The sequence below is a fragment of the Actinomycetota bacterium genome, assembly GCA_004297305.1.
Taxonomy (GTDB): domain Bacteria; phylum Actinomycetota; class Actinomycetes; order S36-B12; family FW305-bin1; genus FW305-bin1.
This window is the reverse complement of sequence record SCTR01000012.1, coordinates 1-11,718: the sequence shown is the minus strand read 5'-3', so window position 1 is coordinate 11,718 and position 11,718 is coordinate 1. Positions and strand designations below refer to the sequence as shown.

11 protein-coding genes are annotated in these 11,718 nt (G+C 72.3%); 9 read left to right on the top strand and 2 right to left on the bottom strand.

Going from position 1 to position 11,718, the window contains the following annotated elements; all coding sequences use genetic code 11:
* Window positions 1-37: 37 nt before the first annotated feature.
* A complete protein-coding gene (locus EPO13_12265) occupies window positions 38-874 on the top strand; it encodes a GNAT family N-acetyltransferase (GenBank protein ID TAK68078.1) in 837 nt (278 codons plus the stop codon).
* Between the two features lie 158 nt (window positions 875-1,032).
* A complete protein-coding gene (locus EPO13_12260; GenBank protein ID TAK68077.1) occupies window positions 1,033-2,808 on the top strand; it encodes a proline--tRNA ligase in 1,776 nt (591 codons plus the stop codon).
* Here the strand turns inward: EPO13_12260 and EPO13_12255 are convergent.
* Window positions 2,805-3,269, bottom strand: a complete 465-nt coding sequence (locus tag EPO13_12255; protein ID TAK68076.1) for a hypothetical protein — start codon at window positions 3,267-3,269, stop codon at window positions 2,805-2,807. The genes EPO13_12260 and EPO13_12255 overlap by 4 nt on opposite strands.
* A 361-nt stretch (window positions 3,270-3,630) precedes the next feature.
* On the bottom strand, window positions 3,631-4,749 hold the full coding sequence (locus EPO13_12250; protein ID TAK68075.1) for a DUF4439 domain-containing protein: 1,119 nt from the start codon (window positions 4,747-4,749) through the stop codon (window positions 3,631-3,633).
* Between EPO13_12250 and rimP the strand changes: the two genes are divergently transcribed.
* The 7 genes from rimP (at window position 4,685) to EPO13_12215 (ending at window position 11,685) form a co-directional block, all read left to right on the top strand.
* Window positions 4,685-5,365 (top strand): ribosome maturation factor RimP, encoded by a 681-nt coding sequence (gene rimP / locus EPO13_12245; GenBank protein TAK68098.1) that lies wholly within the window; start codon window positions 4,685-4,687, stop codon window positions 5,363-5,365. The two genes, EPO13_12250 and rimP, sit on opposite strands and share 65 nt — an antisense overlap.
* Complete coding sequence (nusA, locus tag EPO13_12240) at window positions 5,341-6,396, top strand: transcription termination/antitermination protein NusA (protein TAK68074.1); 1,056 nt, start codon at window positions 5,341-5,343, stop codon at window positions 6,394-6,396. Before rimP ends, nusA begins: the two co-directional genes overlap by 25 nt.
* Window positions 6,393-6,689, top strand: coding sequence for a YlxR family protein (locus EPO13_12235; protein TAK68073.1), 297 nt, complete (start codon window positions 6,393-6,395; stop codon window positions 6,687-6,689). The genes nusA and EPO13_12235 overlap by 4 nt, the downstream gene beginning before the upstream one ends.
* A 147-nt stretch (window positions 6,690-6,836) precedes the next feature.
* Window positions 6,837-9,728 (top strand): translation initiation factor IF-2, encoded by a 2,892-nt coding sequence (locus EPO13_12230; protein TAK68072.1) that lies wholly within the window; start codon window positions 6,837-6,839, stop codon window positions 9,726-9,728.
* 67 nt (window positions 9,729-9,795) lie between these two features.
* Window positions 9,796-10,098, top strand: a complete 303-nt coding sequence (locus EPO13_12225) for a DUF503 domain-containing protein (GenBank protein ID TAK68071.1) — start codon at window positions 9,796-9,798, stop codon at window positions 10,096-10,098.
* Window positions 9,998-10,651 (top strand): 30S ribosome-binding factor RbfA, encoded by a 654-nt coding sequence (gene rbfA, locus EPO13_12220; GenBank protein ID TAK68070.1) that lies wholly within the window; start codon window positions 9,998-10,000, stop codon window positions 10,649-10,651. Before EPO13_12225 ends, rbfA begins: the two co-directional genes overlap by 101 nt.
* On the top strand, window positions 10,648-11,685 hold the full coding sequence (locus tag EPO13_12215) for a bifunctional oligoribonuclease/PAP phosphatase NrnA (protein TAK68069.1): 1,038 nt from the start codon (window positions 10,648-10,650) through the stop codon (window positions 11,683-11,685). The genes rbfA and EPO13_12215 overlap by 4 nt, the downstream gene beginning before the upstream one ends.
* Window positions 11,686-11,718: the final 33 nt, after the last annotated feature.

Here is an 11,718-nt window from a genome sequence, read left to right as displayed (position 1 = left end):
CCGGCGCGGCGGGTTCGACGTACGCGAGGATGCGGACGTGCCGGGTCTGCTGCGGGTCCTGACCGCGCGCGACCTCGACGAGGTCCGCGCGCTGCTGGCACGCGACCCGGTCCGGCACTGCTTCGTGGCGTCCCGGCTCGCGTCGGGTGACCTCGACCCGTGGCAGCTCGGCGGCGAGCTGTGGGGGTACGTCGAGGACGACGTGCTGCAGTCCGCGCTGTACGCCGGAGCCAATCTCGTCCCCGTGGCGACCAGCGACGCAGCCCGGGCCGCGTTCGCCGACCGGTGCCGGCGTATCGGCCGCCGGTGCTCGTCCATCGTCGGTGCCGCCGCTGAGGTGCTGGACCTGTGGCGGCTGCTGGAGCCGGCCTGGGGCCCGGCACGCGAAGTTCGCAGCCGGCAGCCGCTGATGGTGTGCGACTCCGCCCCGGCCGTCGCGGCCGATCCGGCCGTACGGCGGGTGCGCGAGGACGAGCTGGACCTGCTGGTCCCCGCCTGCGTCGCCATGTTCACCGAGGAGGTCGGTGTCTCGCCGCTGGCAGGCGGCGCGGCGGCGGCGTACCGGGCGCGGATCCTCGAACTGGTGCGGACCGGCCGCGCGTTCGCCCGGATCGACGGGGACCGGGTGGTGTTCAAGGCCGAAGTGGGTGCGGTCGGCGCGGGCGCCTGCCAGGTCCAGGGGGTATGGGTCGATCCGGCCCTGCGGGGCCGCGGCCTGTCGGCGCCCGGTATGGCGCGGGTCGTGCAGTACTGCCGGCAGGACATCGAACCGCTGGTCTCGTTGTACGTCAACGACTTCAACACGCCGGCCCGCAAGGCCTACCTGCAGGTCGGCTTCCGTGAGGTCGGCGACTTCGCCACCGTCCTGTTCTGACCCGCGCCCGGCCGGCCGCGGTGCCACCGCAAGGGTCCCGATGGGCGGCCGCCTGCGAGCCCTTGCGGTGGCACGGCCGCCCACGGCGGGCCGATATCCTCGGGGCCCGGCCGCCGGCCGCCAGCGCGCCCGGCGGGGCGTCGAGCCGAAGGAGTGCCGTGCTGCTGCGCATGTCGACGTTGTTCCTGCGTACGTTGCGCGACGACCCTGCTGACGCCGAGCTCGCCAGCCACCGGCTGTTGGTCCGCGCCGGGTACGTCCGCCGTGTGGCACCGGGAATCTTCACCTGGCTGCCCCTGGGGTACCAGGTGTTCCGCAACGTCGAACGGATCGTCCGGGCCCAGATGGACGCCGCCGGCTTCCAGGAGGTGCACTTCCCGGCGCTGCTGCCGCGTGAGCCGTACGAACAGACCGATCGCTGGAACGCCTACGGAGCCAACCTGTTCCGACTGCAGGATCGTCGCGGCAACGACTATCTGCTCGGGCCCACGCATGAAGAGATGTTCACCCTGCTGGTGAAGGGCGAGTACTCGTCCTACAAGGATCTGCCGCTCGTGCTGTACCAGATCCAGACGAAGTACCGTGACGAGGCTCGGCCTCGTGCCGGGATTCTTCGCGGCCGCGAATTCGTCATGAAGGACTCGTACTCCTTCGATATCGACGACGACGGCCTCGCGGCGAGCTATGCCCGGCACCGCGACGCCTACATCGCGACGTTCGACCAACTCGGATTGAACTACGTGATCGTTTCGGCGATGTCCGGTGCGATGGGCGGCAGTGCCAGCGAGGAGTTCCTCGCCGTCTGCGATGCCGGCGAGGACACGTTCGTCCGTTGTCCCGCCTGCGGTTACGCGGCCAATGTCGAAGCCGTGACCACGCCGCCGCCCGCAGCTGTGTCGTGGGAGGGGCATCCTGCTGCGCACGTCGAGGACACCCCCGATGCCGGCAGTATCGAGGCGCTGGTCGCCCTGTCGAATGACCGGCCCGACCTGCGTCGCGCCGATCGGGAATGGACGGCAGCGGACACGCTGAAGAACGTGCTGCTCATGGTGACCCATCCGGACGGGCAGACCGAACCGCTGGCCATCGGCCTACCCGGCGACCGTGAGGTCGACCTCAAGCGAGTGGAGGCCGCGGTGCACCCCGGCGTCCCACGGCCGTTCGAAGCAGCCGACTTCGACCGGCATCCCACCTTGGTTCGCGGTTATATCGGCCCGCAGTCCCTGGGCCAGAAGCAGTCCGCCGGGATCCGGTACGTCGTCGATCCCCGAGTGGCGACGGGCACCAGCTGGATCAGCGGCGGTGACGCTGACGGCAGTCACGTTTACGATCTGGTTGCTGGGCGCGACTTCGTCCCCGATGGCGTGATCGAGGCGGGCGACGTTCGTGACGGCGACCCGTGTCCGCGCTGCGGGACCGGCCTGCAGTCGGCGCGGGGCATTGAGATCGGCCACATCTTCCAGTTGGGCCGCAAGTACGCCGACGCCATGGACCTCAAGGTGCTCGACGAGAACGGCAAGCGGGTCACGGTGACCATGGGGTCTTACGGGCTCGGCGTGTCGCGGGTCGTGGCAGCCATCGCCGAGCAGCATCACGACGACAAGGGCCTGGTGTGGCCGCGTGCGGTCGCGCCGGCGCAGGTGCACGTCGTCGCGGCGGGCAAGGACGCGGCGGTGCTCGCCGCCGCCGACGACGTCGCGACGAGGCTGGACGCCGCGGGGATTCGTGTCCTGTTGGACGACCGCCGCGGGATTTCTCCTGGAGTGAAGTTCAACGACTCCGAACTATTGGGCATGCCGACCGTGGTGGTCGTCGGCAAGCGCCTTGCCGACGGACTGGTCGAGGTCAAGGATCGGGCGACCGGCACACGGACCGACGTCGACATCAACGGTGTCGTGGACTACGTCGTCGATCTGTGCCGCAAACCGAGTTAGGTCCTTGGCAGGCCTGCCAGCTGCCACAGGGAGTGCAGCGCCAAGAACGCCCTGTCTCCCGGTCGCTTGCAGGGGCCCAAGGGGAGGACAGGCCGTAGCGTGATCCCCTGCGGGGTAATGAGCGCGAAGGGCGGCACCATCACGCCGAAGCTCGCGCAATTGACTGTCGTCAACATCCACTTGGTCTCGTCGGGTTGCGCGAGCCCGGCGACCAGTTCTGTGACCGCTTCGGCGATCTGGGGTGAGTCGGCGGGATTCAGTGTCACGTCTCGTGTTCCGCACATGACCACCGAGTGGACCGCGACGGGCGCGACGAGTCGGTCGACCGTGGGCGACGGCTGCGCTCGACCGCCACACGTACCGAATTGTTCCCGCAGTCCCAGTGGCCATTCGACCTGCACCACGCCGTCGACCGGGCCCGCCACCACCACTCGCCGATCGTTGGCGGTGCCAGCGGCCACGACAACCGCCGCAACCAATGCCACCGCAACAACCGCAATGCACCAACGGATGGCGGATCGCGCCGGATTGGCAGTTTCCGGCCGACGCGAGGAGTTCATCGTCCATCCGGCGCGTGGTGTCCGGTCGGCCGGTACGCCAACGCGAATGAAGCGAACGGCTGGGCGTCGCCGGCCGGCCGCAGACGGTTGTCGTCGATGTCGGCCAGCGCGCCGATGCGGCCGACCAGGAGCGCGGTGCGGCGCAACGGGCGGGACGAGCAGCTGACCACGAGAAACCCCCGTGCTCGGATGGCGCCGATGCTACAAACGTTCCGACGCCTATCCATCGGAGACGTTCCGGCGTCGCGCGGACGGCTGGGCGTCAGGCGAAACCGACCAGGGTCGTGGGTGCGCCGCCCCACGACACCGCCCGGACCGCGCACTCCTGGACGGCGAGCGCGGCGTCGCGGCGCTCCTCTCCGGCGGTGGCGGAGGCCAGGACCGCGTACAGCCCGGCGAGCCGGTCTTCGACGTACGCCGCCAGCCGGACGGCAGCCGCGGCGTCCGTCACCGGAAACGGCGGGTCGTACGCCGCTGCGGCGGCCGGCGGAGTGGCCCCGCCGGCGATCAACCGGCCACGTCCGGCATCGCGGCGCAGGCGGTGCGCGTCCAGCGCGGCCCGGGCCGCAGCCTTCTGGCCGCTGGACAGCCGCGGCGTGAGGAGGCCGTACGCGTAGACAGCGGCGTTCTCCCCGGCCACGACGATGGCGAGCGCCTCCGTCGGCGTCACGAGGCGCCTGCTGCCAGTGCCGCGGCGTGCTGGGCCTCCGACCCGCCGATCCGGGCGAGCATGTCGGCGAGATCCCCGTTGGACGCTGCGACGCAGTCGTCGACCCGGGTCGCGGCCGCCGAGCGTTCCGCCTGCACCAGGGCCCGCAATGCCGCTGCCGGCGTCGGCGGCACCGCCCCCGACGACGGCACATCGGATGGCGATGACGACGGCGCAACGGATGGCGACGACGACGGCACACCGGACGCCGACGCGTCTCTGGACTGCGGCGTCGGCTCGGTGTACGGGCCGATGAAGACAAGGTGTTCGGCGTGCTGGGTCCGCAGCGGTGCCAGTCGTGCGGCCAGCGACGGGTGTGCGGCGATGGTGGCGTCGTACAGCCGCACCAGGTCGGTTTCGGACGCTGCCGTACGGACCCGGATCGCGTTGTCGGCGTCCGTTGACGCGTCCGGCGAGGGGTCCGGCCCGGGTCCGGTCGCCGAGCAGGCGACCAGGGCGGCCGCCGGGCCGGTGGCCAGGCCGAGGAGCACCGCGCGGCGCGTGGGCAGACCCATGCGGCACCCCTCCAGGTCCGGTGGCTGCTCCCGCGCAGGCGGGACGGGAGGGACAGGATCGCACGGTCGTCGCGGGGCGCCGTGGCGCTACCCTGGCGCTGTCCGGTACAGCCGGACCCGTCGTACGTCGGCGGTGGCAGGACCAGGTCGACAACATCACACCGGAGGTCGTCGTGGCCGCGTTGTCCCGCGAGCGACTGCTGCCGGTGCTCGCCCCGGTGGTCACGGCCGCCGGGCTCGACCTCGAGGACATCCAGGTTCGACCTGCCGGCCGGCGCAGTCTGGTCCGGGTGGTGGTCGACCGCGACGGCGGCATCACCCTCGACGACGTCGCCGCGGTGAGCCGGACGGTGTCCGACGCCCTCGACGCCGTGGACTCCGGCGGTCCGTACACCCTCGAGGTCAGTTCGCCCGGGGTGCAGCGGCCGTTGACGGCGAGCCGGCACTGGCGCCGGGCGATCGGCCGGCTGGTCCGGGTGGAGTGTGCCGACGGCGAGGTCCTGCTGGGCCGGGTGCTGGCCGCGACTGCGGACGAGGCGACACTGCGCGGTCCGACCGGTCCGCGGTCCGTGCGGTACGACGCCGTGACGACCGCCGTGGTCCAGGTCGAGCTCACCCGCCCTTCCGCGGACGAGGCCGACGGCGACGCCGGTCCCGCTCCGTACGAGACAGACGCTGCGCCGCAGGACACTCGCGATGGCGAGCCTGCGCCGCACGACGTGCTTCCCGATGACGACAGGAGGCTCCCGTGGACATCGACGTCAACGCGCTGAAGGCTCTGGTCCGGGAGAAGGAGTTGTCCTGGGACCTGGTGGTGTCGTCGATCGAGCAGGCGCTGCTGGTGGCGTATCACCGCACCGAAGGCGCCGCCGCGAACGCCCGGGTCGAGCTCGACCGCCGTACCGGGCACGTCTCAGTGCTGGCCACCGAGCGCGGCGAGGACGGCGCTCCGATCCGGGAGTACGACGACACGCCGGAGGGTTTCGGCCGCATCGCGGCGACGACCGCCCGGCAGGTGTTGCTGCAGCGACTCCGTGAGGCCGTCGACGACGTCACCTTCGGCGAGTTCGTCGGTACCGAGGGCGACCTCGTCTCCGGCGTCGTTCAACAGGGCGGTGACCGGGGCGTGGTCCTGGTCGACCTCGGCAAGGTCGAGGCCGTACTGCCGCCGGCCGAGCAGGTGCCGGGGGAGACCTACCAGCACGGGGCGCGACTGAAGTGCCTGGTGGTGTCGGTACGCCGCGGCCCCCGCGGAGCGCACGTCACGCTCTCGCGCACCCATCCCAATCTGGTCCGGGCGCTGTTCGCGCTGGAGGTGCCCGAGATCGCCGACGGCACGGTCGTGATTCCGGCGATCGCGCGGGAGGCCGGTCACCGCACCAAGATCGCGGTGCGGGCCACGCGTCCGGGAGTGAACGCCAAGGGGTCGTGCATCGGGCCGATGGGCCAGCGGGTCCGTCAGGTGATGTCCGAGCTGCACGGCGAGAAGATCGACATCGTCGACTGGAGCGAGGATCCCGCCGAGATGGTCGCGCACGCGCTGTCCCCAGCCCGGGTCACGTCGGTGACCGTGGTGGATCTCGACGCCCGATCGGCCCGCGTCGTCGTGCCGGACTACCAGCTGTCGCTGGCGATCGGTCGGGAAGGGCAGAACGCCCGGCTGGCCGCCCGGCTGACCGGCTGGCGTATCGACATCCGCTCGGACACCGCCGCACCGACCGATGCCGCCACGACCGCCGCTGCACCGACGGCCGCCGCTGCACCGACGACCGCCACGGCGGTCGCGGCGCCGCCGGCACGGTGAGCGACGGGGTAGACTCGCCGCCGGTCCAGGGCCCGACCCGCTCGGTACCGACGCGCACGTGCGTCGGCTGCCGGTCCCGGGCTCCGAAGACCGACCTCCTCCGGGTCGTGGTGATCGAGGGCAGTTGTGTCCCTGACCGCCGCGGCCGGTTGCCGGGCCGGGGCGCGTACCTGCACCCCGACATCCGGTGCCTCGACCTCGCCGTACGTCGTCGAGCGCTGCCACGGGCCCTCCGGGTCGGCGGCCCGCTCGACCTCGCCGCGGTGCGGCTATCGATCGAGGCAGAGGGATGACGGTGCACCCGCACCGCCAGTCCGTTCCGTCGCAGCCGAGAGGCCGGGAGCAGCAGATGAGCCCGAGCACCCGATGAGCACGCACCGATGAGCGTGTCCCCACCGCACTGACGGCCCGCGGCAACCCCGGGCCGAGACAGGAGAGTTGTGTCCAAGGTCCGGGTCTACGAGCTCGCCAAGGAGCTCGGAGTCGAGAGCAAGGTCGTGTTGACCAAGCTCACCGAGCTGGGCGAGTTCGTCCGCTCCGCGTCCTCGACGATCGAGGCGCCCGTCGTCCGGAAGCTGCGCGAGGCATTCCCCGCCGCGCCCGCGACGACCACGAAGTCCCGTTCGCCACGTCCGGCCGCCGCCGCGCCGGCTCCCACGGCCCCGACCGCCGTCCCCAGCGACGCCGGGCCGCGCCCGGCTGCTCCGGCACCTGCCGCGACCGGCCCGGTGACGCCCACGCCCGGCGCCGGCGACTCTGCGCCCACCCGGCCTAGTCCGGCGACGCCGGCAGCCCCGGCCGCAGCAGCCCCGGCCGCGGCAGGACCAGCGGCAGCACCAGGCCAGGTGCCGTCGGCTCCGGCCGCCGCGGCGACGCCGGTCCGGCCGGCTCCGGGCTCGGCGGCCACCGGTGCGACCCCCGCAGGTCCCACTCCGGGCGGGCCCCGGCCCGGCCCGCGCCCAGGCAACAACCCGTTCACGGGCAACTCGGGTATGGGACGCCCGGCCGGGCCCCGCCCGGGCAACAACCCCTTCACCGGCAACTCCGGCATGGGACGGACGGCACCGGGCGTGCCCGGCGCGCCGCGTCCCAACCCGACCTCGATGCCACCCCGCCCGCAGGGCGGCGTTCCGGGTGCGCCTCGCCCCAACCCGGGAATGATGCGTCCGGCTCCCGGGGCGCGTCCCGGCGGTCCCGGGGCTCGTCCCGGTGGACCCGGGGCTCGTCCGGGCGGCCCGGGAGCGCGTCCCGGCGGTCCCGGTGCCCGGCCAGGAGGGCCCGGCGGCGGGTTCGGCGGCCGTCCCAGCGGGCCGGGTGGCGCCGGTGGCGGCTTCGCTGGCCGACCCGGTGGCGGCGGGGGCTTCGCCGGCCGCCCCGGTGGTGGTGGTCCGGGTGGCCGTGGTGGCACGGCTGGTGCGTTCGGCCGCCCCGGTGGCCGGCCGACTCGCGGCCGCAAGTCCAAGCGCGCCAAGCGTCAAGAGTTCGACAACATGCAGGCGCCGACGATCGGCGGCGTCCGCGTCCCGCGTGGTGACGGCCAGACCGTCCGCCTGCCCCGCGGTGCATCGCTGACGGACTTCGCCGACAAGATCGGCGGCAGCGCGGCCGACCTGGTGTCGATCATGTTCAAGCTCGGCGAACTGGTCACCGCGACGCAGTCGGTCGACGACGACACGTTGCGGGTGCTCGGTACCGAGTTGAACTACGACGTCCAGGTCGTGTCGCCGGAGGACGAGGACCGCGAGCTGCTCGAGTCGTTCGACCTGGAACTCGGCGAGGACGAGGGCGGCGAGGCGGCACTGCAGCCGCGGCCGCCGGTGGTCACCGTCATGGGCCACGTCGACCACGGCAAGACCCGGCTGCTCGACGCGATCCGCAACGCCGACGTCATGGGTGGCGAGGCCGGCGGGATCACCCAGCACATCGGCGCGTACCAGGTCGCGGCGACGGTGGGCGACGAGATCCGCCGCATCACCTTCATCGACACCCCGGGTCACGAGGCGTTCACCGCCATGCGTGCCCGTGGTGCACAGGTCACCGACATCGCGATCCTCGTGGTGGCCGCCGACGACGGCGTCAAGCCGCAGACGATCGAGGCGCTCAACCACGCGCAGGCCGCCGGTGTCCCGATCGTGGTGGCGGTCAACAAGGTCGACAAGGAGGGCGCGGACCCGACCCGGGTGCGGGCGCAGTTGACCGAATACGGCCTGGTGGCCGAGGAGTACGGCGGCGACACGATGTTCGTCGACGTCTCCGCACGCCAGGGCACCGGTATCGACGATCTGCTGGCCGCGGTCATCCTGACCGCCGACGCGGCGCTGGACCTGCGCGCCAATCCCGATCAGGACGCCCAGGGGGTTGTCGTCGAGGCTCACCTCGACCGCGGCCGCGGCCCGGTGGCGACCGTCCTGGTCAAGCGCGGGACGTTGCGTCCCGGCGACTCGATCGTCGCTGGCGACGCCTTCGGCCGGGTCCGGGCACTGCTGGACGAGGACGGCACGCCGCTCGACGCGGTCCTGCCGTCGCGTCCTGCTCAGGTGCTCGGCCTCACCTCGGTGCCCGGGGCCGGTGACTCGTTCCTGGTGGTCAGCGAGGACCGCATCGCCCGGCAGATCGCGCAGACCCGGCAGGCGCGGGAGCGCAACGCCGAACTCGCGCGCCGCCGGGGCCGCCGTACCCTCGAGGACTTCCTCAAGTCGTTGGAGAGCGGCGAGATCCAGGAACTCAAGCTCATCCTCAAGGGCGACACGTCCGGTTCGGTCGAGGCCCTCGAAGACGCGCTGCTGAAGATCGACGTCGGCGAGGACGTCTCGATGCGAGTCATCGACCGTGGTGTCGGTGCGATCACCGAGACCAACGTCATGCTGGCGGCGGCCTCGGACGCGGTCATCATCGGCTTCAACGTGCGCCCGCAGGGCAAGGCGACGGAGGTGGCCGACCGCGAGGGCGTCGACATCCGCTACTACTCGGTCATCTACCAGGCCATCGACGACGTCGAGGCGGCCCTGAAGGGGATGCTCAAGCCGGAGTACGAGGAGGTTCGCCTCGGTACGGCGGAGATCCGGGAAGTGTTCCGCTCCAGCAAGTTCGGCAACATCGCCGGATCGCTGGTCCGTAGCGGGGAGATCCGCCGCAACGCGAAGGCTCGTCTGGTCCGCGACGGCGCGGTCGTCGCGGAGAACCTCACCATCGAGTCGCTGCGCCGGTTCAAGGACGACGCGACCGAGGTGCGGGAAGGTTTCGAGTGCGGTATCGGACTCGGCGCGTTCAACGACATCAAGGTCGACGACGTGATCGAGACGTTCGAGATGCGCGAGCGGCCGCGGGCTTGAGCACGGTGGGGTGCGGCAGCGCCGCGCCCCACCGCACGCTCGGCCGGGCTGGTCTGGGAGGAGCGCGGTGTTCGTCGGAGTTCTGGAACTCGACGTCCTCCTCGACGACATCCACTCGCTGAAGCAGAAGCGGGGGGTGGTGCGGCCCGTCGTGGCCGACCTGCGCAAGCGGTTCGACGTCGCGGTGGCCGAGGCCGGACACCTCGACCTGCACCGGCGTTCGCTGCTCGGGGTCGCGGTCGTGGCGGCCGATGCCGCGCACTGCCGGGATGTGCTCGACGCATGCGAACGGTCGGTTGCCGCTCGGCCGGAGTTGCAGCTGCTGTCCGCCCGGCGCCGGTTCCTCGGCGACGACGACGAAGGAGACTGACGTGGCAAAGACGGGGTCGCGCAGCCAGCGGCTGGCTGACCGCATCCGGGTGATCGTGGCGGAGACCCTCGAACTGCGGGTCAAGGATCCCCGGCTGGGTTTCGTCACGATCACCGACACCCGGCTGACCGGCGACCTGCGCGAGGCGACGGTGTTCTACACCGTGCTCGGCGACGACGCGGACCGGGCGGCGACGGCCGCCGCGCTGGAGTCGGCCAAGGGCGTCGTCCGTAGCGAGGTGGGGCGCCAGACCGGCGTTCGGTACACCCCCACCCTGACCTTCGTCGCCGACGCGATTCCCGGCACCGCCCGCCAGCTCGAGGATCTGCTGCGCGAGGCGGCCGCCTCCGATGCCCGGGTACACGAGCAGGCCGCGCGGGCGACGTACGCCGGTGCCGCCGACCCGTATCGCGCCACCGCCGTCGCAGCCGGCGACCCGGATCCCGCCGTCGCAGACGGCGAGCCGGATAGCCCTGTCGCAGAACACGATTCGGAGTCCGCCGTCGCGGCTGACGCCGGGCGCGCCACGGACTCGGGGACCGGCCGGTCGTGACGGCCGCCGCCGAGGCCTGGACGGTCACGCCGCCGCAGTGGGCGGCCGTGGCAGACCGGTTGCTCGCGGCAGGCCGGATCGTGTTGCTGGCGCACGTGAGCCCGGATGCCGACGCCCTAGGTTCGGCCCTGGCGGTCGGTGCAGCACTGCGTCGTCGCGGCGCCGACGTCGCGGTGTCGTTCGGCGACGAGCCGTTCGCCGTACCGCGGACCCTGCAGTGGCTGCCCTGCCAGGAGGTGCTCGCCGACCCTGCCGCAGTCTGCGCCGCGGGGCCGGCGGACGTGGTCGTGACCTTCGACGTGAGTAGTCGCGAGCGGCTCGGCACGCTGGCCGGCTTCGCCGGGTCGGCCGGCCTGCTGGTCGCCGTCGATCATCACCGCTCCTACACCGGCTTCGGCGAGATCCACCTGGTCGACACCGCAGCACCGGCAACCGCGGCCCTGGCGCTGCAGCTGCTCGATCGGCTGGGCGCCCAGCTCGATCCGTCGATGGCGACTTGCCTGTACGCCGGGCTGCTCACCGACACCGGCTCGTTCCGGTTCGCCGGTACCAGCGCGGCAACCCATGTGCTGGCGTCCCGGCTGTTGGACCTGGGAGCGCACCATGCGGAGGCGGCACGACGGCTGTACGACGACGCCCCGCTGGCCGCGGTCCGGCTGCTGGGTGCGGCGCTGCAACGCGCCGAACTCGATCCCGCGGCGGCCGGCGGACTCGGGATGGTCAGTACGCAGGTGTGGCGTGCGGACCGGCTCGCGGCCGGCGTCGGACTGGACGGCGTCGACCCGGTCGTCGACGCCCTTCGCTCGGTTCACGAGGCCGAGGTGGCAGTCGTGCTGAAGCAGGACGACGCCGGTCGGTGGCGAGTCTCCTTGCGCAGCAAGGGACAGGTGGATGTCAGCGTCGTCGCCGCCGGTTTCGGTGGCGGCGGTCACGCGTCCGCGGCGGGCTTCGTCGGTCCCGCCGGCGACCCGCACGCGGTGCTCGCCGCGATCGCCGAGCGCCTGCCGCGGCCGGTACGACACGACGGCGCATGAGGCCGGCCGCAGCGTCCGGGGGTGACCCGATAG

Coding starts and splice junctions, on each gene's coding strand:
- EPO13_12250 (TAK68075.1), bottom strand. CDS start 4,749: ATGTTGTCGACCTGGTCCTGCCACCGCCGACGTACGACGGGTCCGGCT.
- rbfA (TAK68070.1), top strand. CDS start 9,998: ATGTGCTCGACGCATGCGAACGGTCGGTTGCCGCTCGGCCGGAGTTGC.